This is a genomic window from Ruegeria sp. YTSC004 (assembly GCF_059609805.1).
In genome coordinates, this window is record NZ_JBXWMJ010000003.1 from 1 (window position 1) to 25,093 (window position 25,093).

At 57.4% G+C, this 25,093-nt stretch carries 27 protein-coding genes and 1 pseudogene; 17 read left to right on the plus strand and 11 right to left on the minus strand.

Annotated elements, in window-relative coordinates; all coding sequences use genetic code 11:
* Together AC2FFP_RS06945 and AC2FFP_RS06950 are read right to left on the minus strand one after the other, a co-directional pair.
* Positions 1-206: pseudogene (locus tag AC2FFP_RS06945) on the minus strand (hypothetical protein); the annotation flags it as partial.
* 54 nt (positions 207-260) lie between these two features.
* A complete protein-coding gene (locus AC2FFP_RS06950) occupies positions 261-974 on the minus strand; it encodes a uroporphyrinogen-III synthase (RefSeq protein WP_496880848.1) in 714 nt (237 codons plus the stop codon).
* 96 nt (positions 975-1,070) lie between these two features.
* On the opposite strand from AC2FFP_RS06950, the gene tsaD reads away from it, so the two are divergent.
* From tsaD to AC2FFP_RS06970, 4 genes are read left to right on the plus strand one after another with little or no spacing between them, the layout of a single operon-like run.
* A complete protein-coding gene (gene tsaD, locus AC2FFP_RS06955) occupies positions 1,071-2,168 on the plus strand; it encodes a tRNA (adenosine(37)-N6)-threonylcarbamoyltransferase complex transferase subunit TsaD (RefSeq protein ID WP_496880849.1) in 1,098 nt (365 codons plus the stop codon).
* Positions 2,165-3,127 carry an NAD(P)H-dependent glycerol-3-phosphate dehydrogenase gene (locus AC2FFP_RS06960; RefSeq protein WP_496844813.1) on the plus strand — a complete coding sequence of 321 codons (963 nt, stop codon included), beginning with the start codon at positions 2,165-2,167 and terminating at the stop codon, positions 3,125-3,127. The genes tsaD and AC2FFP_RS06960 overlap by 4 nt, the downstream gene beginning before the upstream one ends.
* A 1-nt stretch (position 3,128) precedes the next feature.
* Complete coding sequence (locus AC2FFP_RS06965; protein WP_496736545.1) at positions 3,129-3,398, plus strand: YciI family protein; 270 nt, start codon at positions 3,129-3,131, stop codon at positions 3,396-3,398.
* Entirely contained in the window at positions 3,398-3,820 is a 423-nt protein-coding gene (locus AC2FFP_RS06970; RefSeq protein ID WP_496844814.1) for an EVE domain-containing protein, read from the plus strand. The genes AC2FFP_RS06965 and AC2FFP_RS06970 overlap by 1 nt, the downstream gene beginning before the upstream one ends.
* Positions 3,821-4,033: 213 nt before the next feature.
* On the opposite strand, the gene AC2FFP_RS06975 is transcribed toward AC2FFP_RS06970, so the two are convergent.
* Positions 4,034-4,375 carry a DUF2853 family protein gene (locus tag AC2FFP_RS06975; protein ID WP_282153670.1) on the minus strand — a complete coding sequence of 114 codons (342 nt, stop codon included), beginning with the start codon at positions 4,373-4,375 and terminating at the stop codon, positions 4,034-4,036.
* A gap of 198 nt (positions 4,376-4,573) precedes the next feature.
* On the opposite strand from AC2FFP_RS06975, the gene AC2FFP_RS06980 reads away from it, so the two are divergent.
* Positions 4,574-5,221 carry a DUF899 family protein gene (locus tag AC2FFP_RS06980; protein ID WP_496766079.1) on the plus strand — a complete coding sequence of 216 codons (648 nt, stop codon included), beginning with the start codon at positions 4,574-4,576 and terminating at the stop codon, positions 5,219-5,221.
* Between the two features lie 17 nt (positions 5,222-5,238).
* On the opposite strand, the gene AC2FFP_RS06985 is transcribed toward AC2FFP_RS06980, so the two are convergent.
* The 3 genes from AC2FFP_RS06985 to AC2FFP_RS06995 form a co-directional block, all read right to left on the minus strand.
* Entirely contained in the window at positions 5,239-5,988 is a 750-nt protein-coding gene (locus AC2FFP_RS06985) for an extensin-like domain-containing protein (protein WP_496766077.1), read from the minus strand.
* Between the two features lie 14 nt (positions 5,989-6,002).
* Entirely contained in the window at positions 6,003-7,391 is a 1,389-nt protein-coding gene (gene ahcY, locus AC2FFP_RS06990) for an adenosylhomocysteinase (RefSeq protein WP_496766075.1), read from the minus strand.
* A 104-nt stretch (positions 7,392-7,495) separates the two neighbouring features.
* Entirely contained in the window at positions 7,496-7,810 is a 315-nt protein-coding gene (locus AC2FFP_RS06995; protein WP_496766073.1) for a hypothetical protein, read from the minus strand.
* Between the two features lie 204 nt (positions 7,811-8,014).
* Here AC2FFP_RS06995 and AC2FFP_RS07000 point away from each other — a divergent pair, with 204 nt between their 5' ends.
* Together AC2FFP_RS07000 and AC2FFP_RS07005 are read left to right on the plus strand one after the other, a co-directional pair.
* Positions 8,015-8,608, plus strand: coding sequence for an HD domain-containing protein (locus AC2FFP_RS07000; RefSeq protein ID WP_496766071.1), 594 nt, complete (start codon positions 8,015-8,017; stop codon positions 8,606-8,608).
* 230 nt (positions 8,609-8,838) lie between these two features.
* Complete coding sequence (locus AC2FFP_RS07005; protein ID WP_496880850.1) at positions 8,839-9,396, plus strand: CHAP domain-containing protein; 558 nt, start codon at positions 8,839-8,841, stop codon at positions 9,394-9,396.
* Positions 9,397-9,572: 176 nt separating this feature from the next.
* Here AC2FFP_RS07005 and AC2FFP_RS07010 read toward each other — a convergent pair whose 3' ends face one another.
* From AC2FFP_RS07010 to AC2FFP_RS07025, 4 genes are all read right to left on the minus strand, one after another.
* Positions 9,573-9,944 carry a VOC family protein gene (locus AC2FFP_RS07010; protein ID WP_480794865.1) on the minus strand — a complete coding sequence of 124 codons (372 nt, stop codon included), beginning with the start codon at positions 9,942-9,944 and terminating at the stop codon, positions 9,573-9,575.
* 267 nt (positions 9,945-10,211) lie between these two features.
* Positions 10,212-10,706 (minus strand): lysozyme inhibitor LprI family protein, encoded by a 495-nt coding sequence (locus AC2FFP_RS07015; RefSeq protein WP_496766065.1) that lies wholly within the window; start codon positions 10,704-10,706, stop codon positions 10,212-10,214.
* A gap of 107 nt (positions 10,707-10,813) precedes the next feature.
* Positions 10,814-11,368, minus strand: coding sequence for an ActR/PrrA/RegA family redox response regulator transcription factor (locus AC2FFP_RS07020; RefSeq protein WP_058275167.1), 555 nt, complete (start codon positions 11,366-11,368; stop codon positions 10,814-10,816).
* An 86-nt stretch (positions 11,369-11,454) separates the two neighbouring features.
* On the minus strand, positions 11,455-12,075 hold the full coding sequence (locus AC2FFP_RS07025; RefSeq protein WP_496739296.1) for an SCO family protein: 621 nt from the start codon (positions 12,073-12,075) through the stop codon (positions 11,455-11,457).
* A 92-nt stretch (positions 12,076-12,167) separates the two neighbouring features.
* Here AC2FFP_RS07025 and regB point away from each other — a divergent pair, with 92 nt between their 5' ends.
* The 10 genes from regB (at position 12,168) to AC2FFP_RS07075 (ending at position 24,815) form a co-directional block, all read left to right on the plus strand.
* Positions 12,168-13,565 (plus strand): sensor histidine kinase RegB, encoded by a 1,398-nt coding sequence (gene regB / locus AC2FFP_RS07030; protein WP_496844816.1) that lies wholly within the window; start codon positions 12,168-12,170, stop codon positions 13,563-13,565.
* An 85-nt stretch (positions 13,566-13,650) separates the two neighbouring features.
* Positions 13,651-15,159, plus strand: coding sequence for a PAS-domain containing protein (locus tag AC2FFP_RS07035; protein ID WP_496844817.1), 1,509 nt, complete (start codon positions 13,651-13,653; stop codon positions 15,157-15,159).
* A 41-nt stretch (positions 15,160-15,200) separates the two neighbouring features.
* The gene (tsaE, locus tag AC2FFP_RS07040) at positions 15,201-15,674 is read left to right on the plus strand and encodes a tRNA (adenosine(37)-N6)-threonylcarbamoyltransferase complex ATPase subunit type 1 TsaE (protein ID WP_496726302.1); all 474 of its coding nucleotides are present in this window, start codon (positions 15,201-15,203) and stop codon (positions 15,672-15,674) included.
* A complete protein-coding gene (locus AC2FFP_RS07045; RefSeq protein ID WP_496776951.1) occupies positions 15,671-16,675 on the plus strand; it encodes an aminoglycoside phosphotransferase family protein in 1,005 nt (334 codons plus the stop codon). Before tsaE ends, AC2FFP_RS07045 begins: the two co-directional genes overlap by 4 nt.
* Positions 16,672-17,358 (plus strand): nucleotidyltransferase family protein, encoded by a 687-nt coding sequence (locus AC2FFP_RS07050; protein ID WP_496776953.1) that lies wholly within the window; start codon positions 16,672-16,674, stop codon positions 17,356-17,358. The genes AC2FFP_RS07045 and AC2FFP_RS07050 overlap by 4 nt, the downstream gene beginning before the upstream one ends.
* A complete protein-coding gene (gene addB / locus AC2FFP_RS07055; protein WP_496880851.1) occupies positions 17,351-20,278 on the plus strand; it encodes a double-strand break repair protein AddB in 2,928 nt (975 codons plus the stop codon). Before AC2FFP_RS07050 ends, addB begins: the two co-directional genes overlap by 8 nt.
* Positions 20,275-23,634, plus strand: coding sequence for a double-strand break repair helicase AddA (gene addA / locus AC2FFP_RS07060; protein ID WP_496844820.1), 3,360 nt, complete (start codon positions 20,275-20,277; stop codon positions 23,632-23,634). The genes addB and addA overlap by 4 nt, the downstream gene beginning before the upstream one ends.
* A 60-nt stretch (positions 23,635-23,694) precedes the next feature.
* The gene (trxA, locus tag AC2FFP_RS07065) at positions 23,695-24,015 is read left to right on the plus strand and encodes a thioredoxin (protein WP_496844821.1); all 321 of its coding nucleotides are present in this window, start codon (positions 23,695-23,697) and stop codon (positions 24,013-24,015) included.
* Between the two features lie 90 nt (positions 24,016-24,105).
* Positions 24,106-24,456, plus strand: a complete 351-nt coding sequence (locus AC2FFP_RS07070; protein WP_496844822.1) for a Lin0512 family protein — start codon at positions 24,106-24,108, stop codon at positions 24,454-24,456.
* Complete coding sequence (locus tag AC2FFP_RS07075) at positions 24,453-24,815, plus strand: Lin0512 family protein (RefSeq protein WP_496844823.1); 363 nt, start codon at positions 24,453-24,455, stop codon at positions 24,813-24,815. The genes AC2FFP_RS07070 and AC2FFP_RS07075 overlap by 4 nt, the downstream gene beginning before the upstream one ends.
* A gap of 61 nt (positions 24,816-24,876) precedes the next feature.
* On the opposite strand, the gene AC2FFP_RS07080 is transcribed toward AC2FFP_RS07075, so the two are convergent.
* A complete protein-coding gene (locus tag AC2FFP_RS07080; RefSeq protein ID WP_496844824.1) occupies positions 24,877-25,071 on the minus strand; it encodes a DUF1127 domain-containing protein in 195 nt (64 codons plus the stop codon).
* Positions 25,072-25,093 lie beyond the last annotated feature (22 nt).

A 25,093-nucleotide genomic window follows, 5' to 3' on the forward strand; every position in this document is an offset into this window, starting at 1 on the left:
GCTTCTGCTTCTGCTTCTGCTTCTGCTTCTGCTTCTGCTTCTGCTTCTGCTTCTGCTTCTGCTTCTGCTTCTGCTTCGGAAAGGGTCTCTTCTAGCGGCTCATCCGCGTCAACGACTGTCTCATCACGCTGCGAGGTGAATTCAACCGTTTCGTCCGACTTGGGGTCTTCCACCGGCTTTTGATCGGTCTTTTTCTTACGAGCCACCGCGACGTTCCCCTTATCGAATCCAATTTCATATGAATAACAGGCCACTCTAAGTTAATCAGTGGTCTCTCCACGCTCAACCCGCATCGCGTGTTTGACAAGCTTTTTCACGGCTTTCCGCATTTTCTTGGGTGTCGGCTCTTTGGCGATCTTTAGGCGCTCATAGTCCAAAGAATAAAGGGGCTCGGCCGTGGCTTCGCTGATGGAAATCAGCCACAAAGGTGCTGTTCCGGTCCAGATTTCGGCAAATTGTCGCGCCGTTCGGGGCGAAAACAGCGGCGCGAGCACAGGTCTGTCACCGGATGCAGCCGCAGCCGCTTCGGATGTCAGCGGTAACAGGCGCTGTTGATAGACAATCTGATCGCGAACTGTCAGCCCCGATTCGGTCAGGCGTCTGGCAACATTTCCCCGCGTATGTTCACCCCTGAGATGCAGCAACGGGCTTTCAGGCCGCTGCTTCAAAAGGTAGGCCACCAGTTCTTCGGCGGTATTGCCCACCATCATTGCATCCCATCCGGCCCCTTTGGCGGTTTCAGTGGTCGCCGGACCAACACAATAGGCGGGCAGATTGGGTTTGACGCCAAGCGAAGCGGCGGCATTGACCGAGTTGGCCGAAGTAAAGATCAATCCGCGAATTCCGTCCGTTTCGACCGCAACCCTCAGGGGTCGGATTTCCAGGATTGGAGAATAGATGACGTCTATCCGTGACCTGACGCGGTCCGAAAGCTGTGCCACAAACCTTTCAGAGGCGGCGCGAGGGCGGGTCATCAACAAATACAATGGCGGGGCCTTCGGCCTTGGGATTGTTTGCGTCCGCGCAGGGTGATACCCCGCTTGAGTGTCATGATGCAACGGATCAGGCCTATGGTGCAAACACTTACCGTTCTTGGATTGGAAAGCAGCTGTGATGACACGGCCGCCGCTGTTGTGCGCCAATCCGATGGTGCGGGTGCCGAGGTTCTGTCGTCTATCGTTCACGGTCAAACCGAGCTGCACAGCGCATTTGGCGGGGTCGTACCCGAAATCGCAGCGCGGGCCCATGCCGAAAAGCTGGACATTTGCGTGGTGCAGGCATTGGAGGTCGCAGGACTGACACTGGCAGATATGGATGCGATCGCCGTCACTGCGGGTCCCGGCCTGATCGGAGGGGTCATGTCCGGCGTCATGTGCGCCAAGGGGCTGAGCGCTGCGACCGGGCTTCCCTTGATCGGTGTAAACCATCTGGCCGGTCATGCGCTGACGCCCCGGTTAACGGATAGCATAGCCTTTCCCTACCTGATCCTGCTGGTTTCAGGCGGACACTGCCAGTACCTGATCGCGCACGGGCCGGAACAATTTACCCGACTGGGCGGAACCATTGACGACGCGCCCGGAGAAGCGTTCGACAAAACCGCCCGTTTGCTGGGCCTGTCGCAACCCGGCGGTCCTTCGGTGGAGGTTGAAGCACATTCTGGCGATCCCAAGCGTTTCCGGTTTCCCCGACCTCTTCTGGATCGGCCGGGATGCGATCTGTCCTTTTCGGGGTTGAAAACCGCGTTGATGCGGATGCGGGATCAGATTGTTGCCGAAAAGGGCGGCCTGACCCGTCAGGACCGCGCTGATCTGTGTGCCGGGTTCCAACAAGCCATCGTCGATACGCTGGCCGAGAAGACCCGCCGCGCGATTGACAGGTATCTTGAGGAAAACCCTACAGACACAGTTATTGCCGTCGCTGGCGGCGTTGCCGCCAATTCTGCCATTCGGGCTGCGTTAGAGACTGTTTGTGCCGAAAAGGACGCCCGGTTTACTGCACCGCCGCTCAACCTGTGTACCGACAATGCCGCCATGATTGCCTATGCCGGCATGGAACGATTTCGCGCTGGTGCGCGGGATGGTCTGGACCTTACGGCGCGCCCTCGCTGGCCTTTGGACAAGACCAGTCCTGCTATGCTGGGCGGCGGCAAGAAAGGCGCCAAGGCATGAGCGTTTCCGTTCTGGGATCCGGCGCATTCGGCACAAGCCTGGCCATTTCACTGGCCGGGAACGGGCCGGTCACGCTGTGGTCTCGGGATCAGGATCAGGCCCAGCATATGCAAACAGCGCGTGAAAACACCCAGCGTTTGCCTGGCGTGGCTTTGCCTGCTGATATCACGGTGACATCGAACATCGATCAGGCGACCAAGGCTGATGTTCTGCTGATAGCTGTCCCTATGCAAAAGTTGCGCGATGCCTTGCAAGCGCAGGCCTCTGATCTGGCCGGAAAAACCTTGGTGGCGTGCTGCAAGGGTATCGAGCTATCGTCCGGGCTTGGGCCGATTTCAGTGATCCAGCAAACGATCCCGGATGCGCGACCCGCCCTGCTGACCGGGCCCAGCTTTGCCGACGACATTGCACGCGGACTGCCAACGGCGCTAACCTTGGCCTGCGCAGATGACTCGCTGAGTCTGACGCTGCAACACGACCTGACCACTGCCAACCTGCGCCTTTATCGAACCACCGACATGATTGGGGCGGAACTTGGCGGCGCGTTGAAGAACGTAATGGCCATCGGATGCGGCGCTGCAATCGGGGCCGGGTTGGGCGACAGCGCACGCGCCGCTTTAATGACACGCGGGTTTGCAGAAATGCAGCGCTTTGCGCTGATGCGCGGGGCGCGACCTGACACTCTGATGGGATTGTCTGGATTGGGGGATCTGGTCCTGACTTGTTCGTCCGAACTGTCCCGAAACTATCGCTTTGGCCTATCATTGGGTCGGAAGATCCAGTTCGACACCCACACCACTGTTGAAGGGGTCGCCACAGCGCGGGCCATGACGGAAATTGCCGCCGCCGAAGGGCTGGACATGCCAATCAGTACAACGGTGGCAGACCTTAGCAGTGGCGCCTACAGTGTGACCGAAGCTATCCGAGCCCTGCTCAACCGACCCCTGAAGGAGGAATAATATGCTGATCGCTCTCATCGCCCGTGACAAGGACGGCGCGCTGCAAACCCGGCTGGACAATCGCGCTGCCCACCTGGCCTATATTGAGGAAACGGGTGTCGTTGCGCAGGCGGGTCCCTTGCTGAACGGCGACGCAATGATCGGCTCGTTGATCATTCTGGAGGTCGAAGACATGGCCGCCGCGCAAAATTGGGCGGACAACGATCCTTATGCAAAAGCCGGGTTGTTCCAATCGGTTGACCTGATTGCGTGGAAAAAGGTCATAGGCTGATGGCGTACTGGCTGTTCAAATCCGAACCATCGACCTGGGGTTGGGACCAGCAGGTTGCAAAAGGGGATGCGGGCGAAGAATGGGACGGCGTGCGCAACTATCAGGCGCGCAATTTCATGCGCCAGATGGCGGTCGGCGACCGCGGGTTCTTCTACCACTCGCAAAAGGACAAGGCGATTGTCGGAATTGTCGAGGTCTGCGCCGAGGCGCATCCCGATAGCACCACGGATGATGAGCGTTGGGAATGCGTGGACATCAAGGCCGTGCGCCCGTTTGCAACCCCCGTCACGCTGGATCAGATCAAGGCCGACGAACGTTTGGCGGAAATGGTGCTGGTCAAAAACTCTCGCCTGTCCGTTCAGCCGGTCAGCGATGCGGAATGGCAGGTGATCTGCGATCTGGGCGGCACGCAGGCTGATTAATAACAGATTAAAGGGAAGGCCCTGACAGATGCAGAACCTTCCCTACCCCGCGTGCTCCCGACTCACCACACGCGTATGGAAATTTTGGCTCTGACCGTCCTGGTCACATGCTGACAATAGCCGATCCTTGCGGCGCAGTTCAAACGGCAAGTACCTAAAATTGGAACCGCCCGCCAAGGATCTGACGGGCGCTGCAAAAAAAGTATAGCGGGATCAGCCGTAAACAGCCTCTTTGCCGAAATGCTTTGTCAGCATGTAATACACGACGGCGCGGTATTTGTTGCGCTCGGACATACCATAGGTCTCAAGGGCCTTGTTGATCGCTTCCATCAGTTCCGGTCCGTCCGACAGGCCCAGCTTTTTGATGAGGAAGTTGTTCTTGACCGTTTCCAACTCACCTTCCTGAGTTGCCGCGACTGTCGATGCGTCGGCGTCATAAATTGCAGGGCCACAGCCGATTGTGACTTTGGTCAGCAGATCCATATCTGCGTCCATACCGCATTTGGACTTCAGGTCCTCGGCATATTTAGCGATCAGGTCGTCGCGTTTTCCCATGGTTATCTCCCGGTTGAAACTCGTTTTTGGCCCTACCAGCGCCGCAGACACGGTAACGGGAGCGGGAATTTGCACAAAGGGAAAAATTAGCGGCATTCCCCCTAAACCCTGCCGGTTTGATCTGAGGCTTGATTTTGATGGCCCTTTATTTAACAATAAAGTTAAATACAATGCTCGTTCCGGAACCAGGAGGTAACAATGCCCGTGTCGCTACCCAACGAAACTTCGCAATACAGAACCGCACGAAACACCTTGCTGTCGGCTGAGGCTGAATTGCGGGCTCAGATTGAAAATGTTGCAAAGCTGCGTCGTAGTTTGCCCAAAGGCGGGGCAATTCCGCGGGACTATGCCTTTCGATCAGACCGGGGTGCGCCGACACCGTTGTCGTCCCTGTTCGGATCACATGACACCTTGGCTATATACTCGCTTATGTACGGGCCGGATGCAGAGGCACCTTGCCCGATGTGTTCTGCCTTCCTGGACGGGTTGAATGGGCAGATCGCCCATATATCGCAGAAAATCGCCTTTGCGGTCGTGGCGCAAAACACCTGTGAAAGGCTGGCAGCGCTGAAAGCGGATATGTCGTGGGATGATCTACCGCTTTATTCTGCATTGGGCACAGACTATCAGCGCGACTATCTGGCTGAGGCCGAGGATGGAAGCCAACTGCCGATCCTGAACATCTTTCAGCGCGATGCGGACGGCATAAGCCATTTCTGGAGTTCTGAGCTGTTCTTCGAGCCCAGTGACTGGCATCCGCGGCACGTGGATGCGGCGTGGCCGCTGTGGAACATTCTGGACTTCACACCACAAGGACGCGGAGATTTCTTTCCGTCCCTGCGTTAAATACCCGCCAAGATAACCTATCGGCAATAACCCCATCCGGGACCCTGTAGATGAAAGTGGTCCGCGTGCAAGCGATTGAAATCAGGACCCAATACCACACGAAACCAATCACATGCGCCGCGCCAGATCTGGTGCAGAAATTGACCTTCAGGTCCTTCGTCGCCCCAATCGGATAGCAATGTCAGACTGCGCCCATCCGCGAATTGCAAACCAACAATATCAATGGAATCCGCCTTGGCATGGCTACTCCAACCACTGCTCTGACCCTGAGCGGTACGCATCTGGCGGCAATTGTAACTGCCCACATGCCGCAAGCGACTGACCTGCGTGCCCAAAAGATCTCTCGCAGCGGGTTGAATTATATGATGTTCCCACATGGCCAGCCGCAGAGTGGTCGCGCAACTGGTTTCGACCGCATTTACATCCGCTGTCACCAGCGCAGACAACAGGCCGCGCCCGGTGATGCCGCAATTCTCATCCACGACCAGATCATCCATCGCCTCAAAGTTCGCGCCGGCGTCGGCCAAGGCGGCGCGGCACTGTACTTCGTTCGCTAGCGCGCGATTAAGCTGAAACCGGGTGATTGGCGTGACTGGCGCGGTGACTTTCAGCTCTCGCAGGGGGTTCCAATGCGTTGGCACGGGTGTTTCCGGGTGCGCCAGCAACCACCATCCGCCCCCTCCGAACAGGATGGCGACAACGGCGATACTGAAAACAAAAGACGCCGCCGATAACAGGAATCGGCGGCGTCCGGAGTGTTTGCTCATGCGTTTTTTCGCACTCAATAACGGTAATGTTCCGGCTTGTAGGGGCCTTCGGGCTTCACGCCAATGTAAGACGCCTGCTCGTTGTCCATCTGGGTCAGCTTGACGCCGATGCGATCCAGATGCAAACGCGCGACCTTCTCATCCAGATGCTTGGGCAGGATGTAGACGTCGTTGTTATACTGGTCGCCCTTGGTGAACAGCTCGATCTGCGCCAGAACCTGGTTGGTGAACGAGGCCGACATCACGAAAGATGGGTGACCGGTCGCATTACCAAGGTTCAGCAGACGGCCTTCGGACAGAAGGATGATGCGATTGCCCGAGGGCAGTTCGATCATGTCCACCTGTTCCTTGATGTTGGTCCATTTGTGGTTCTTCAGGCTGGCCACCTGAATTTCGTTGTCAAAGTGGCCGATGTTGCCGACGATGGCCATGTCCTTCATCTCGCGCATATGCTCGATGCGGATCACGTCCTTATTGCCGGTTGTGGTGATGAAGATGTCGGCCGATGCGACTTCGTCTTCCAGCAGCGTGACTTCGAAACCGTCCATCGCGGCCTGCAGGGCACAGATCGGGTCAACTTCGGTCACTTTCACACGGGCACCAGCACCGCGCAGCGACGCGGCTGAGCCTTTGCCAACGTCACCGTAACCGCAAACCACGGCAACCTTGCCGGCCATCATAGTGTCAGTGGCGCGGCGGATGCCGTCAACCAGCGATTCCTTGCAGCCGTATTTGTTGTCAAACTTCGACTTGGTGACGCTATCGTTCACATTGATCGCCGGGAACGGCAGTTGGCCGTCTTTCACCAGTTGATACAGGCGGTTCACACCGGTGGTGGTTTCCTCAGACACGCCCTGAATCTGGTCGCGCATCTTGGTGAACCAGCCCGGGGATGCTGCCATGCGTTTGGCGATCTGCGCTTTGATGACTTCTTCTTCTTCGGACGTCGGAACAGCAATGATGTCCTCACCCGCTTCGGCACGTGCGCCCAGCAGAATGTACAATGTCGCGTCGCCGCCATCGTCCAGGATCATGTTTGGGCCTTCGTCGAACAGGAAGGATTTGTCCAGATAATCCCAGTGCTCTTCAAGCGTCTGGCCTTTGATAGCGAATACAGGAATGCCAGCCTCTGCAATTGCAGCCGCCGCATGGTCCTGGGTCGAGAAGATGTTGCACGATGCCCAGCGCACGTCCGCGCCCAGCGCGACCAGAGTTTCGATCAGAACAGCCGTCTGGATGGTCATGTGCAGCGAACCGACGATACGGGCACCCGCCAGAGGTTTGCTTTCGCCATATTCTGAACGCAGGGACATCAGGCCCGGCATCTCGGTTTCGGCAATGTCCAGCTCTTTGCGGCCAAACCCAGCCAATGAAATGTCTTTAACGATATAGTCCCCGGCCATCAGGTGCTCCATTTCCGGTAAATCATAGTCCGGGCAGCCCCTAGCATTCCTTGGGGCAGGTGGCAACGCAAATGGCCGGAAAGGGGATAAACCGTCCGTCTAAATCAACTTGGTTCACCCTTTAGTTCTATCTTTGGTATCGCTTCAAAAAAATCTGTGCCAACGGCGACAATACAACTAATGCCGTTCGCCTGGGTCACCAGAACCGTATAGCTTCCGGTTGTCTTCGAGGTCCAAACCTCCATAACTGCCCGCGCGCCGCGTGTTTTCTGCAGTCCGCCAAAGACCAGCTCTTCTGAATAGCTGCTTTGCAGTTTGGCGATCACATCCGCGCGTTGTGCGCAGCTTTTGGCGAAAGCAGGCGGCGCTGTGGCGGCCATGCCGAAGGTCAGGGTTATTGCGAATAAACGTTTGAACATAACATGCTCCTTTCGATACGCGTTTCGGTTCGAGAGGGGCACAACTGAAAGGAGTACGCCCCCCTCAGTCCATATGTCGGGATCAATACGTGCAGGTTCAAAGCACGAAAGCTCAAGAATTTGTTGGCAGCCTGTGATCCAGACAGGTACATCATAGCACAAAAGCGCGAAGTTAACGTGTCCTAGTTCACAAGGCATGGCAGAATGGCAACACAACCCAGAGCATGGCAGCGAATGCTTTCCGGCCGCAGGCTGGATTTGCTGGATCCGACGCCCGTGGATATCGAGATTGAAGATATCGCGCACGGTCTGGCCTTTGTGGCGCGCTGGAACGGGCAAACCGCTGGCGATTATGCCTATTCCGTGGCCGAGCACTCCCTTCTGGTTGAAGAGCTTTTCGGCCGGATTGCACCCAAAGCGCCCGTGAAGTGGCGATTGGCCGCGCTGTTACACGATGCGCCGGAATATGTGATCGGAGACATGATCTCACCCGTCAAATCCGCCGTTGGCCCGGATTACGGTGCGCTGGATGACCGTCTGGCGGCGGCGATTCATATCCGGTTCGGATTACCCGCCGAGGTGCCGAAAACGGTGAAACGGCAGATCAAGAAGGCCGACAAGATCAGCGCATGGATGGAAGCGACCCAGATTTCCGGGTTTTCCGAGGATGAGGCGACAAAGTTCTTTGGTCGGCCCGATCAGACCGTGATGGAGGGCTTGCAAATAACGCTCAGACCTCCGGTTGAGGTTCGAGAAGCGTTTATGGCGCGGCATGAGGCGTTGATATCCTCGCTATAAAATACCGGTCTCATCCACTGTCGGTTCTCATCCCAAGGGAAAAGCCTGCGCAAGCCTGTACTCAACCTGCAGGATATGGGTACAGTTAAAAGCTCAACCAGTGTTTCAATCATGTAACAGAGAACCGGCAAAATCTTGCCGCGTATTGGCAGGCCTCTTTTCACAACCCATCGGATCACCCTAAAACATGCTTGTCTTCGAACGGGCAGTGAAGCTTCTTGAACAACGACATGCGCAATACGAGTACGACCTGGCCGCGCTTGTCCGGCAAAACCCGAACCGCGCTTGCGGTTGGGCTCTTTAGTCTGATTTCTGCCTGCTCGCACAACCCAACCGATGTGGAACTTGATCCGGAACGTCAGTCAATGGCGTTGCGAGAGGTCTCTCAAAAACAGGCGCGGGGGCAAAGAGTATGGTGTGTTCCCTACGCACGCAGCCTCAGCGGTATCGAAATTCGCGGCAACGCAAAGGATTGGTGGGGCAAGGCGCGCAGTTCTTTTGGCCGCGGCAATGAGCCGGTCGTGGGTGCGGTGATGTCGTTTCGGGCAACCCGCGGGATGCCGCTTGGCCATGTGGCTGTCGTGTCAGATGTTGTTACCGATCGGGAAGTCATCGTGAACCACGCCAACTGGCATCGCAACAAGGTGTCCCTGAAAATGGGCGTCAAAGACGTATCCAAGCACAATGACTGGACCTTGGTTCGGGTCGAAAGCCTTCCGGGTCAATATGGCAGTTTGTACCCCGTGAACGGGTTCATTTATCCGGACTCTGGCAATCCACCTAAATGAGAGTCCTCTGAACGGTTTACCGCTCAGATCCACCCAAGTTCATTGCGTGCTATCGCGGTTTGCGGTTCGCCAAATTCCGCGTCAGGGTCATAAGGAAAAGGTGCCAATCGAGTACGCCCGCCTGTTCAGGTAAGGCGGGCGCTTATGGATCGGCATGAGGTTCTGCTGAACCAGCTTTAACCGAAGACGTAGAAACACAGCTTGTTGCCGTCCAGATCGCGAGCATAAGCACCGTAGAACCGATCAGGGACGCGCTGGCCGGGTTCTCCTTCATCTGTAGCTCCCAAGCTTATTGCCTTCTCGTAAAGCGCTTTGGCCTCATCCTTGGAGTCCGCTGCAAAAGCAACCATTCCACCGTTGCCGGTCGCGCAGGCTTCGCCATCGTAGGGTGTGCAAACGGCCAGCATCGGAGCCGACGGGTCATTTCCGATGAAGGCGATGCGACCCGCGTCGATCACAACTTTTGCGCCCTTGTCGGCAAAAAGTGTCGTGTAAAAACTCTTGGCGCGTTCCAAATCTGAAACGCCGATAGTCACATAGCCGATCATTGATTTACTCCATTGTGACGAAAGATGAATTCCCTGCCCGAACCTCGGGCAAAGTGGAACTGGTATCAAGTCACTAAACCGTCAGGACCGGCGCAATATTGCAGACTTTTCCTAGGCCATGGCATTCAAGGTATTTGGGCGGCCGGACAAGGCGGTGATGAAGGGCTTGGGGATCACGTTGCGCCCACCGACAGAGGTGCGGCGGGCGTATACGAAGCGATATGGGGAGTTGTTAGCGCTTCTTTAGGGGACACTATTATGTTTAAATCAGTCTAGATAGCTACCAATTTCATTTTGCAGATCGGCAACTCTACGAACCGTCATACGCCCCAAGCAATTAACGACCGCAGTATCGTATCCCCTGTAAATCGCACCATACAGAACATTTAACTCACAGGTCGTGTCCCGGACCTCCAACCACGCACGCTGGGAGTTTCGCAGCAATTCTTCTTGGCCGGTATACGCAGTATCATCAAGTTCACGCTCAATGATCTTCGTCTTTAACAGAACCAATTGGTAGAATTCATTCAGCACCAAGTCAGCTTGCTCGGAAAGGGCGCGAGCGCAACTTGCTCGGTGAGCTTGAAAGTGAAGGTCATAACCCTCGGCAGCGTACATGCATTCATCGAACTGGGCTTCCGCACATTGTTCAAGTTCTTCGTAAGAACACGAACCCAAGTGTATGTAGTCTTCAGCTTCGAATGCTTGCGCTGCGCCAAAACCGCCTAAAGAAAAGACCACCGATAGCATCAACTTTTTCATTAAATCGCCTTTTGCCTGTTTTGCAGACGCAATTGAAGAACCAATGCGGCAAAAGAGAGGCAAAGCCCATTTGGTCCGTATCAAACACCCGGAGTGAAACTAAGCTTTTACCGCGGACTGCGCTTCGCCAATATCCGCTGCAATGTCCGACGGTGCATGTTCAGGCGCCGTGCGGTCTCGGAAACGTTCCGGTCGCACAGCTCATAGACCCGCTGGATATGCTCCCAACGGACGCGGTCCGCACTCATGGGATTTTCTGGTGGTGGGGGCAGTTCGTCGCCCTTGGCCAGCAGCGCATTGGTGATGTCGGTGGCGTCGGCGGGTTTCGACAGGTAATCCGTGGCGCCGATCTTGACCGCAGCAACGGCGGTGGCAATCGCACCGTATCCGGTCAGGACCACAACCCGGCTGTCGGGGCGCTTTTCGCGCAAAACTTCGACCACATCCAGACCGTTGCCATCTTCGAGACGCAGGTCAACGACCGCGTAGGCGGGCGGGCGGGCGGTGGAAATGGCGCGGCCTGCGGCGACGGAACCTGCGGTTTCAACCTCGAACCCGCGTTTTTCCATCGCTTTTGCCAGACGTCTCAGAAACGGTTCGTCATCGTCCACCAAAAGCAGCGTTTTATCGGGGCCGATGTCGAGGTCAGAGCTGTCCGCCATATTCTGTTCTTTCCGCTATTTCACGCCTTTGGCTTAACCATGAGTAATAGCAGCGCCATCCCAAAGGTCAAACAACCCGTCGTTTTCTAGATTTTGTCGAGGAAACAGCCAACCTTGTGGGCCATCTGCTCGGCGGTGTCGTCCCGGTTGAAGAATTCGATGAACCCATCCTCGGGTGTGACAAGATAGGTAAAGGTCGAGTGGTCTACCAGATAGTACTCATCGCTTTTGTCATGGGCCTTGTAATAAGTTTTGTAGGCCTTGCTGGCAGCCTTAACCTGCTCAGGCGTGCCGGTCAGCGCGATGGTCTTGCCGCCCAGGTTAAAGGCATAATCGGCCATCACTTCGGCCGTATCGCGATCCGGGTCAATTGAAATGAACAAGGGTGTCACGGACTGGCCACGCTCGGCCAGAATGTCCACAGCCTCGGCATTGCGGGACATATCGAACGGGCAGACGTCGGGGCAGAAGGTATAGCCGAAATACACCAGCGTCGGCTCGGTGATCACATCGGTGTCGGTGACTGTTTCGCCCTTGCCGTTGAGCAGTTCAAAAGGCCCGCCGATGGCCGCCGTCCCGCCAGCAATCTGACTGGTCCGGCATTGTGCGAACTTGTCATCTGATCCGGCACCGCGCGTCAACAGCCACATGGCCCCCAGGCCCACGGCAAGAACAACGGTTGCGAGGATGGCGTAAAGACGGACCATGACATCAATCCTGACATAAGAGGGGTTGTTGATCGTTTCGGCCGGGACACCTATCAAGAAGTTCAGCCGATGCAACAGGACATAATCGACCGATGGCAAATTCCAACATCACATTATGGCGCGGTCAGGAACGCAGCAGCTGGATTCGGCTACGCACACTGATCTTGTTGCGCTGGGTGGCCATTTTCGGCCAGATCACGGCGATCACCGTCGCGCAGCAAACTTATGACATCCAGCTGGACGCAACGCTTTGCTATCTGGCGATTGGCGTCTCGGTCATGGGGAATCTGACTGCAATTCTGCTGTTTCCCCGCAACAAGCGCCTGTCCGAGTTCGAAAACTTCCTGATGGTACTGTTCGACCTGCTGCAGCTGACCATTTTGCTTTACCTTACAGGCGGGCTGAACAACCCGTTTGCGCTGTTGCTGGTGGGGCCTGTCACGATTTCCGCGAGCGTCATGAGCACCCGGTCAACCCTGATAATCGGCGGCGTTGCCATTGCCTTGACAACACTTCTGGCCGAATTCCACATGCCTTTGCGCACCGCATTGGGGGCAGAACTGGACATCCCAGATATTCTACTGTTCGGAAACTGGGCCGCAATCGTCATCGCAATTGTCTTTCTGGGCGCGTATTCGCATCGCGTCAGCTCAGAGGTACAATCTATGTCCGAAGCGCTGGCCGCCACCCATATGGCGCTTGCACGCGAACAGAAGCTGACCGATCTAGGCGGCGTGGTCGCCGCCGCCGCGCATGAGCTGGGCACGCCACTGGCAACGATCAAACTGGCGAGCTCCGAGTTGATTGACGAATTGGATGACCGGCCCGACCTTATCGAGGACGCCGCCCTGATCCGCGAACAGGCGAACCGTTGCCGCGATATCCTGCGAGACATGGGCCGGGCGGGCAAAGACGACCTGCATCTGCGTCAAGCCCCGCTTTCTACCGTGGTGCATGAAGCTGCCGAGCCGCATATCAACCGAGGCAAGACCGTTCATTTCTTCGAAGGCCCGGCCGAGGATGGCGATGTGCAGCAGCCCTCGATCCTGCGCAAGCCCGAGATCATTCACGGCCTGCGCAACCTGATCCAGAACGCGGTGGATTTTTCGCGCGGAAATGTCTGGGTCGAGGCGGAATGGTCCACCAAACAGATCACCGTCAGCATCATGGATGACGGTCGTGGATATCCGTCGCAGATGATCGGCCGGATCGGCGATCCCTTCATGCGCCGCCGCCGCAGTGAGACCGATAAAAGGACCCGTCCGGAATATGAAGGCATGGGTCTGGGTCTTTTCATTGCCAAAACGCTGCTTGAACGCAGCGGAGCAGAGCTGGATTTCGCCAACGGATCGGACCCTTACCAAACCCTGTCGGATAACCCCGAACGTCGGGGCGCGATCGTCAAAGTGAGCTGGCCGCGTAACCTTGTGGATGCGCAAACCGGTGATACGCCTGTGCCTTCAGGTGTAAACCAACGGTTCCAAACCTGACCTGATACTGGCGAACATTGGTTAAGACCCCGTTAACCATTAAGGCGCATAGTACCGCTTCTTGGTTTCGCGCACCGGAGGGCGCATGGTCGACTGGATCATTCTGGCCATCATCGGCATTGTTTCAGCAAGTCTTGCCGTTCAGTGGCTGTTGCCCCGCAGGCGGGAACGGGGGGACAATTTTGGGCTGTCCTCACCTGCCTCCTTGTTTGATGCGGCATTCCTGTTTGATGGTGACCGGCTTATCAGTCACTCGGACATCGCGTTGGAAGGGTTCGAGCAGGTCCGTGATTGGGCCGATCTGTGCCGGCTGCTGCACAGGGATTTTCCAACATTCCCCGAAACACCTGATCAGGTCCGGCGTGAAGGCAACCTGGTCATCCCGGCCATCGATTGCACCGTTGAACGCGATGTTCTGTGCGAATGGATAGACGGAATTGTACGCGTTCAGCTGCGCGACCGCACCGATTGTCCCTCGATAACTCAAATCGCATCAAATGATCCAAACCGCCTTGCCATGGAAAAAGCGCCCTACCCTGTCTGGCTGTTGGATCATCAGGGCGATGTGCGCTGGTGCAATGCTGCTTATGTTTCGCTGGTGCGCAAAGTACGGGATCAGGACACGGACCTGACCGCACCATTGTTTCCGGTCCCCGATGCCGACCAACGGCTAAGCGCAAAGGCGCGGGTCTCAATTTCCTCCGAGTTCAGTGAAAACAAGCTGTGGTTCGATCTGACGTTGGTAGATCACCCCGAAGGGCACTTGTCTTATGCCGTGGACATCAACGCGATCGTCGAGGCGGAGGTGGCGCAGCGCAAATTCGTTCAGACCATGACCAAGACCTTTGCGCAATTGCCCATCGGGCTGGCTATTTTTGACCGCAACCGCCAGCTGGCGTTGTTCAACCCAGCCCTGATCGACCTGACCACCCTGCCTCCGGATTTCCTAAGCTGCCGCCCCAGCCTGTCCAGCTTTTTCGATCGCCTGCGGGATCAGCACATGATGCCCGAGCCCAAGAATTACCGCAGCTGGCGCAGTCAGATGAACGACCTTCTCGAAGCGGCGGAGGACGGGAACTACCAAGAGACTTGGTCCCTGCCCTCCGGCTCGGTTTATTCGGTCAGTGGACGTCCGCACCCGGATGGAGCGGTTGCCTTTTTGTTTGAGGACATCACTGCCGAGATCACTCTGACCCGTCGATTCCGGTCAGAAATGGATTTGATGCAATCCATTCTGGACAAACTGGCCGACGCCATCGCGGTCTTCAGTGACGATGGTACACTGGCTTTCACCAATTTCGCCTACCAACAGCTTTGGGGTGATACAGGCGACACAGGCTTTGACGCGGACTCCGTTCTTGAAGTGACCAAAAGCTGGCAGGAGAATTGCACTGCAACGCCGATCCTTGGCGAAATTCGCGATTTTGTGGAGGCGCGGGAAAATCGCGCGGAATGGTCAGGCGTGATCTATCTGCGAAACGGTATTCAAGTGTTGTGCACGGTCAGCCCGATGCAGAACGGGGCCACCATTGTTCGTTTCTCGGTGGATCGGGATGCGCTGATGCGGCAAGAGGCGCAGCAAATCAGCGCCTGAACCGGGTTGCAGCCAACCGGGCGCAAGGCCATTGTGGCGCCATGACCAATTCGCCCTGCACGATCACTTTGAATTCGCCCGAGGATACAGCGGAATTCGCGGCCCGTGTCGGCGCAGAACTGAGACCCGGGGACATCTTGTTGCTTGAGGGCGAGATCGGCAGCGGTAAGACCCATTTTGCCCGCAGCCTGATCCAATCGCTGATGATCGAGCCCGAAGATGTGCCTTCGCCGACTTTCACGTTGGTTCAAGCTTATGACACGCCGGCCGGGGAAATCTGGCACTGTGACCTGTACCGCCTGAGCGCGGTTGAAGAGGTTGAGGAACTGGGCCTGACCGAGGCTTTTGAAAGCGCAATCTGCCTGATTGAATGGCCGGATAAATTGGGCCCGCTGACACCGGAGTCTGCGGTGAAGATATCCTTCGAAACAGACCCTAACATGACAGAAGCACGCCATCTGACTCTTTCCTGGTCAGCCCCGAAATGGCCCGTGAAACTAAGGATTCCTGCATGACAAACCGCGCAGTATTGGCCGAAGCGTTGATCGCGCAGACCAAATGGTCAAATGCAAAGCACGCGCCGCTTGCTGGGGATGCCTCGAACCGGCGGTACGAGCGGCTGACCGATCCGGAAACCGGCAAGACGGCCGTGTTGATGGATTCACCTCCGGGCAAAGCGGAAAATGTCAAAGACTTTGCCCGCATGGCCGAATACCTGCGGTCCCTTGGCCTGAGCGCGCCTGAGATCTATGCCGAAGACACGCATTACGGATTCCTGCTGCTCGAAGACCTTGGCGACGACCTCTTCGCGCGCGTGCTCGTGCAGACCCCCAGCATGGAGCGTGCGCTTTATAAGGTTGCAACGGATGTTCTGATCGACCTGCACAACGCGCCAAGCCTGTCTTTGCCATCCTATGATCCGAGTTTGATGACCGAGCTGGCCGCGTTGTCCTTTACCAAATACGCGCAGGCCGTGCAGGGCATGCACGACACCGATGCGCGTAACCGTTTCGAAAACCGGTTCTCGGACATTCTGCACCGGGAAACTTCGGGATCCAAAGTTGTTGTGCTGCGCGATTACCACGCCGAAAACCTGATCTGGTTGCCGGATCGCGACGGGGTTCAGCGCGCCGGTCTGTTGGACTTTCAAACCGCCATGCTGGGCCATCCGGCTTATGACCTGGTATCGTTGTTGCAGGACGTGCGTCGCGATGTGTCACTTGGAACCGAGATGCAAATGCTGAATCGCTATATCGCCGCGACCGGAGTAAATGATCATGACTTCCGCACTGCCTACGCCGTTTTGGGTGCACAGCGAAACCTGCGCATACTTGGCGTATTTGCCCGGCTGGCAACCGAATATGGCAAGCCCAGCTATGTCGATCTGATTCCGGCGACTTGGGCCCATCTGATGCGAGACCTGGAACATCCCGCGCTGGTAACCATCGCCGATCTGCTGCGCGACACCCTGCCCGCGCCCACCCCTGAAAATCTGGACAGGCTTCGACAGAAATGACCCAAGACCCCGAAGCCGTCATGCTGTTTGCAGCCGGGTTTGGCACCCGTATGGGCGCGTTGACCGAAAATCGGCCCAAACCACTGATCAAGGTCGCTGGCCGGCCTCTGATTGATCACGCGTTGGATTTGGTGAATGCCCTGCAACCCAAGCGTATCGTGGCCAACCTACATTATCTGCCAGATCAGCTTGAAGCTCATCTCGTCCCAAAAGGTGTTCTGCTTTCCCATGAAACGCCGGAAATTCTTGAGACTGGCGGCGGAATACGCGCCGCTTTGCCCCTGCTTGGATCGCACCCGGTTTACACCCTGAACCCAGACGCGATCTGGTCAGGACCGAACCCTTTGACGATGCTCCGCGAGGCGTGGAATCCCGATCACATGGACGCGCTGTTGATGTGTGTACCGGTGGATCAGACTGTCGGGCACACCGGCAAAGGCGATTTCACAGCAGATGAGAACGGACGGATCGTGCGCGGCGGCAGTTTGATCTATGGCGGTGCGCAGATCATGAAATCCGAAGGGTTGATGGATATCCCTGAGAAAGCGTTCTCACTTAACGTGCTATGGGACCAGTTGCAGCGGCAGGATCGTCTGTTTGCCCTCACCTATCCCGGTCGCTGGTGCGATGTCGGCCACCCCGAAGGGATTGCACTAGCCGAGGGGTTGATTGCCGATGTTTGAACCCAGCCCAGCTCCGCGCGTTTTTGCCGTTTCGCCCGGTTCGGACTTCCCAAAAATGCTGGTTCAGGGGCTGCAAGATCGTAGTGCAGCGCATCCGCCCGAGATGCTGGCGCGCGTTCAACTGGTCGTCAATACAAGGCGTATGGCCCGGCGCGTCCGCGACCTGTTTGACCAAGGCCCGGCGTGCCTATTGCCGCATCTTTCACTGGTTACCGATCTGGGGGAAAGCGTCGATCTTGCGCAGATACCTCCGGCGATTCCACCGCTGCGGCGCAGGTTAGAGTTGACGCAGTTGATCGCTAAGCTGTTGGAACAACAGCCTGATCTGGCCGCACGGTCTTCACTTTTTGACTTGTCCGACAGCCTAGCCGCGTTGATTGATGAGATGCAGGGCGAAGGTGTTTCGCCCGACGCGATCCGGAATTTGGATGTCAGTGACATGTCCGGGCATTGGGAAAGGGCGCAAAAGTTCATCGGAATTGCCGATCAAATCATAGATTCAGGCCCAGATGCGCTGGATGTTCAGGCCCGGCAGCGGCTTGTGGTGGAAAACCTGATAGAACGTTGGCAAGTCGCTCCGCCGCAGCATCCGGTTATCCTTGCCGGGTCAACCGGGTCTCGCGGAACCACTCTGATGCTGATGGAGGCGGTCGCGCGCCTGCCGCAAGGCGCGTTGATCCTGCCGGGTTACGATTTCGACCAGCCCAACCGCGTTTGGCGAGGACTGGACGATGCGCTGACATCGGAAGATCACCCGCAGTACCGGTTCCGCAAGCTGATGTCACGGCTTGGTTTGGAGCCAGATCAAATCATGCCTTGGACGGGTGATCAACCACCCTCGCCTGCTCGCAACCGCTTGGTTTCGCTGGCTTTACGCCCGGCGCCAATCACTGATGCATGGATGTCCGAAGGCCCGCAACTGACCGATCTGGATGGCGCCACAAAGGACGTGACACTGGTCGAGGCGCAATCGCCCAGATCCGAGGCCCTGGCCATCGCACTGCGCCTTCGCCAGTCAGCCGAAACCGGCCAAACTGCCGCGCTGATCACACCTGACAGGATGCTGACCCGCCAAGTCAGCGCTGCTTTAGATCGCTGGAACATCCTTCCCGATGACAGCGCTGGTCTACCGCTGCAACTATCGCCGCCCGGCCGGTTTCTGCGTCACGTGGCGGGGCTTTTCGCACGGCGTCTGGATGGCGAGGCATTGTTGACCCTTCTGAAACACCCGCTGTGTCATGATGGTGACGAGCGCGGCGCGCATTTGCTGCACACGCGGGACCTTGAACTAGATTTGCGCCGACATGGCCCGCCTTTCCCGGACAGCGCCAGCCTGACCGCTTTTGCAATCCGCAAAGAAGTTCCCGAGGATTGGGTACGTTGGCTAAACTCCCATTTCTGCGATCAACAGATCGCGGGCCAACTCCCATTGACGGATTGGGTTGCCAAGCTGCGCATCTTGGCCGAGGCGATTTCGGCGGGCGCGTCAGGGGAAACAGGCACGCTCTGGGACAAGAACGCAGGCCAAAAGGCGCAAGGCGTCCTGAGCGCACTGGAAAAAGAGGTGCAACACGGCGGCCCGATGACCGCCCATGATTTCGCCGACCTGTTGGGTGCTTTGCTCGCGGGCGAGGAAGTCCGGGATCGCGACGCCCCGCATCCACACATCATGATCTGGGGCACGCTCGAGGCGCGCGTGCAAGGCGCAGATTTGCTTATCTTGGGCGGCTTAAATGAAGGCAGTTGGCCCGAGGCCGCTGCGCCAGACCCCTGGCTGAACCGCCAGATGCGCGACAAGGCCGGACTTTTGCTGCCCGAACGGCGGATCGGCCTGTCGGCACATGACTTTCAACAAGCCATCGGCGCGCCCGAGGTCTGGCTGACCCGTGCCAAGCGGTCCGATGACGCAGAAACCGTTCCGTCACGCTGGCTAAACCGCCTTACGAACCTGCTGCATGGCTTGCCGGGGCAGGGCGGGCCTGAGGCACTGTCAGAAATGCGCAACAAAGGCCGGCAATGGTTGCAATGGGCGGAACAGCTTGAAATCGCGCCGCATATCGAACCGGCAACGCGCCCGTCTCCGCGGCCACCAGTGGCATCGCGCCCAAATCGGCTGAGCGTGACGGAAATCAAACGGCTGATCCGCGATCCTTATGCGATTTACGCCAAACATGTGCTGCGCCTGAAGCCGCTGGACCCTTTGGTGCAGGCGCCGGATGCCTTGTTGCGCGGGATCGTGATCCACGAAATTCTGGAACATTTCGTCAAAGACAGTGTTCTGGACACCGCCTTGTTGACCCGCGAAAACTTTTTGAAACGCGCGGAAACGTTATTAGATCAACATGTTGCGTGGCCCACGGCGCGTAAGCTGTGGCTGGCGCGGTTGGAACGCATCGCGGATGATTTTCTGGCCGCCGAAATCGCGCGGCGAGGGGACGGGGGGCCGGTCGCCTTCGAAGCGGCGGTGAAACTTGTACTGTCGCCCCTGGATTTCACCATCGCGGGCCGTGCTGACAGGATAGATCGCAACAAACGCGGCGCGTTGCGGATTGTCGATTACAAGACAGGAACGCCCCCGACGGAAAGCCAGCAATCCAAGTTCGACAAACAGTTACTGATCGAAGCCGCGATGGCCGAAGAGGGCGGTATCGACGGTTTCGACCCTTCTCCCGTGGCCGAGGCGATTTTCATCGGCATGGGCGGCACCTACAAAGAAGTACCCGCACCGCTGGCGAAAGAGCCGCCAGACAAGGTACTGGCCGAGCTCAAAGAGTTGGTTTCTGCCTATTTAGAGCCTGATCAGGGGTTTTCTTCCCGTCGGATGTTGCACAAGGATTCGGATGTGGGTGACTACGATCAACTGGCCCGGTTCGGGGAATGGGACCGCACTGATGACACTACGCCCGAGGACCTGACATGAGCGCTCGCAACGACGCAACCGAGCGGCAGGTACAGGCCGCGCGGCCCGACGCCTCGACCTGGTTGGCGGCCAATGCAGGCTCAGGAAAAACGCGGGTGCTGACTGATCGGGTGGCCCGATTGCTGTTGGGCGGCGTCCAGCCACAGCATATCCTTTGCCTGACCTACACCAAGGCCGCCGCCAGTGAGATGCAAAACCGGTTGTTTGATCGCCTCGGACAATGGGCAATGAAGGATGATGCCGGTCTGATGTCCCAACTGACCGATCTGGGCGTACCCGGCGAGATCGACTCGGAACGGCTGGCACAGGCCAGAACCTTGTTTGCGCGCGCTATTGAAACGCCTGGTGGCTTGAAGATCCAGACGATCCACTCGTTTTGCGCCTCGTTGCTGCGGCGCTTCCCTCTTGAGGCCGGGGTCAGCCCGCAATTTTCCGAGATGGAGGACCGTGCGGCGGCCCTATTGCGTGAAGAGGTTGTCGAGGATTTTGCCGCAGGTCCGCAGGCGAATCTGATCGAAGACGTCGCCCGGTTTGTCACCGATACAGGGTTCGACAAACTCACCGCGGCCATCACCCAGAAACGCAACCTGTTTGCGCAGCCGCTGGAATGGGCCGATGTGCTGCAGCGGTTTGAACTGTCCGACGGATTCAATGAAGACGCTTTGATAGCACGTGTGTTTCTGGGTGGCGAAGTGGAATTGATCCGGTCGATCCTGCCGGCGCTTTCCGAAAGCGGCGGCAACAACGCCAAGGCGGCCGACAAGCTGGCAGCATTTTCCGAGGCTCGGGTCAGCAGCTTGCCAATACTGGAAAGTGTATTTCTGACCGGAAAATCCGCCAAAGAACCCTTTACGGCCAAAATCAACAGTTTCCCCACCAAAACTCTGCGAGAAGACGTGCTGGTGGACCAGATGCCCCAACTCGAAGCGTTGATGCTGCGGGTCGAGGCAGCGCGTGAGCAACGGCTGGCCCTGGTTGCCGCGCGCAAGACAATGGTGCTGCACCGCTTCGCTGCGGCGTTTTTGCCGGAATATGAGCGGCGCAAGCAACTGCGCGGGTGGTTGGACTTTGACGACTTGATCCTACGCGCGCGGCGGGTGCTGAATGATCCCGCAGTTGCCGAATGGGTGTTGTACCGACTGGATGGCGGCATCGACCACATTCTGGTGGACGAAGCGCAGGATACCAGTCCCGATCAGTGGGATGTGGTCGAAAAACTAGCGCAGGAATTTACCAGCGGGGAAGGGGCCCGGTCCGGGGTTGAACGCACGATTTTCGTGGTCGGTGACAAAAAGCAGTCGATCTATTCCTTCCAAGGCGCCGATCCGCAGGCATTCGATCTGATGCAGGCTGAGTTTGGGCGGAAGCTCTCTGAATCAGGCTCTAAATTGTGGGATTCCACGTTAGAATACTCATTCCGATCCTCCAGCGCGATCTTGTCCTTGGTCGACATCCTGTTTGAAAACCGCGCTGAGGCCGGGTTTCACAAGGAAAGCCAGCACCGCGCGTTCAAGGCGGATCTGCCGGGCCGAGTTGATCTGTGGCCCGTGGTCGAAAAGATCGAAGACGATGACGATACCGACTGGACCGATCCGGTAGATCGGCCCAGCGCGCGGCATCACACCGTCATTCTGGCCGAGAAGGTGGCGCAGTCGATCAAGGCAATGATCGAACAGGGTGAGACGATCCCTGAGGATGGCGAAACGCCCGGCACATTTGTACGGCGGAAGGTTCAACCGGGGGATTTCCTGATCCTCGTTCAGCGCCGCTCGGACCTGTTTGCCGAGATCATCCGCGCCTGCAAAGCCGCTTATCTGCCGATAGCCGGGGCAGACCGGCTTAAGGTCGGTGCGGAATTGGCGGTCAAAGACCTAGCTGCGCTGCTGAGCTTTCTGGCCACGCCCGAGGATAGCCTGTCGCTTGCCACAGTTCTGAAATCGCCGCTGTTCGGGTGGGGCGAACAACAATTGTTCGACTTGGCACATCGGCGCAAAGAACAGTTCCTTTGGGCGGCTCTGCGTCAACGCGCCGAAGAGTACCCTGAAACACTGGCCGTTCTGCACGACTTGCGCGGGCAGATCGACTTTCTGCGCCCCTACGACCTGATAGAACGCATCCTGACCCGCCATGATGGCCGTCGTAAACTGCTGGGCAGGCTGGGAGCCGAGGCGGAAGACGGGATCAACGCGCTGTTGTCGCAGGCATTGGCGTACGAGCGCACGGATATCCCAAGCCTGACTGGGTTTCTGGTGTGGATGCAGACCGATGATCTGGAAATCAAACGGCAGATGAGCGGCGTCGGAAACATGATCAGGGTGATGACGGTGCATGGTTCCAAGGGGTTGGAGGCTCCGATTGTGATCCTGCCGGATACGGGCAAACGGCAAGCTCCGCGCGATGCCGAGATCATGGTGGCCGAAGGCACACCGCTTTGGAAAGTTCCGGCAGATGCTTCTCCGGCATTGATTGCGTGCGCGCGCGACGAAGCCCGAGCGCGGGAAGAAAATGAGCGGCTTCGCTTGCTTTATGTGGCTCTAACACGAGCTGAAAAGTGGTTAATCGTGGCGGCTGCCGGCGATGTCGGTAAGGATGGGACCAGCTGGTATCAGATGGTTCAAACCGCGATGGAACGGGCAGGGGCGGTGGCGCTGCCCAGTTCAGAAACGCTGCGATTGTCACATGGTGATTGGAACGCATCGTCGATTATTGAATCCGCAGAGACCTCAACTGCCGTGACGGACCTGCCAGCCCCGTTCCTGTCTCCCGCCACACAACCAGAGCCTGAAGCGGAAACGCTCAGCCCTTCCGATTTGGGCGGCGCCAAGGCTTTGCCCGGCGATGCAGGTCAGGACGAAGAGGTGGCAAAGTTACGCGGCACGCGGTTGCACCTACTGCTGGAACACTTGCCTTCGATTGCGCGGGAAGACTGGCCGCAGCTTTGCGCACGGGTTCTGCCCGATATGCAGGACGCGGAACGGCAAGAGTTGCTGGACGAGGCATGCGACGTTTTGACTGCGGCGCATCTTCGGCCTGTCTTTGCCGCCGACGCCTTGGCTGAGGTGCCCGTGACAGCCGACCTGAACGGACGTCGCATGCATGGGGTGATCGACCGACTGATCGTCACCGATACCGAGGTTCAGGTCATTGATTTCAAAACAAATGCAACGGTTCCCAACAGTGCTGAGACATGTCCTGAGGGGCTTTTGCGGCAAATGGGGGCGTATGCCAACGCCTTGTCACAGGTCTATCCGAACCACGAAATCCGAACTGCGATCCTATGGACCAGAACAGCAGATCTTATGTGGCTGCCACACGATCTTGTGACGCATGCATTGTCGCGCACCCAGATATCTTGACCTTGGATTAACGGGCCCCTACGTTCAGTTCCCGAGTTTACCCCATTCAGGAGACAGAATATGTCGACCGTTGCCGTTACCGACGATACCTTTGACGCCGAAGTCAAAAACTCCGATGTCCCCGTTGTGGTGGATTTCTGGGCCGAATGGTGCGGCCCCTGTAAACAGATCGGCCCCGCTCTGGAAGAGCTGGCCAACGAATACGGCGGCAAGGTGAAAATTGCCAAGGTGGACGTGGACAGCAACCCGAATTCGGCAGCTGCCATGGGCGTGCGCGGCATTCCGGCGCTGTTCATCTTCAAGGACGGTCAGGTTGTGTCGAACCGCGCCGGTGCAGCACCCAAGGCCGCACTGCAAAACTGGATCGACGAATCAATCTGATCCGATGTGATCGGTTTTGATCAAGGGCGTCCGAATTTGGGCGCCCTTTTTTGTGACTGGCTCAATTGGGCCATCAAACAGGGAAAGCAAATGGCAAAAACACGGGTACTGGTGGAATTCGGGATGGGCACATCCCTGCGGCGCGAGGATTATACCGAGGCTGCGCTGCGGGCGATCAAGGATGCGCTGTGGCATAACTCGGTGAACATGGCCGAGCTGTTCGACTTTCCGAAAGAGGCGATGATCATTGACGCCGAAGTGGGTGTGCAACAGCCCGACAAGGTCGACACCGAGGCGCTGAAGGCGATCTTTCCCTATGGCCAGCCCAACATCACGGTAACGCAGGGTGGTCTGGATATCGATAAGCCCCATACTGATGGCCGCACCGTGATCGCCAACGCGGCGGTCATCGTCTCATTCGACATGGAGCCCGCCCAATGACCGAAAAACGCATCATTCTGGAAATGGGTACCGACAACGATCTTTATGGTCAGGACTACACCAAAGCCGCCTGCCGCGCCGTCCAGGACGCACTGCATCATTCATCGATCACTTTGTTTTCCAAACTTGGCATCGAACACAAGGAAATGCGGGTGCAGGTAACGATTGCTGTACAAAACCCTGATCAGGTCGACTGCGACAGGGTCGCCGCCGATCTGCCAAGGGGCCGCGCCGAAGTGCGGGCCGTCAAGGGTGGGTTGGATGTTGTGGATGACGCCGCGGGCACGCACCATGTCATCGCCACAGCCGCGATCGAGGCGTTTTTGCCGGATCAGGCTGGTAAATACGTGCAAAGCTGACAAAGAAAAAGCCGCTCGGATACCCGGGCGGCTGCTTCAAATTCTGGTTCTGATTGCGGGATCAGATTTTTGCGATGTCCGCGCGCGCCAGGCCGATGTCTTCCAGCTGTGCGTTGGTCAGACCCGACAGAATCTTGCGCGTCTTGCGGTTTTCGTACCGCTCAACAGCGGAGTCGAAGACATTGATGAATGCATCCACTACGTGCAGGATGGTAGCTGCTCCGAGTGGGGCATGGATGTTTGCAGTTGTTGCCATGTTCCCAGTCCTTATATCTGAA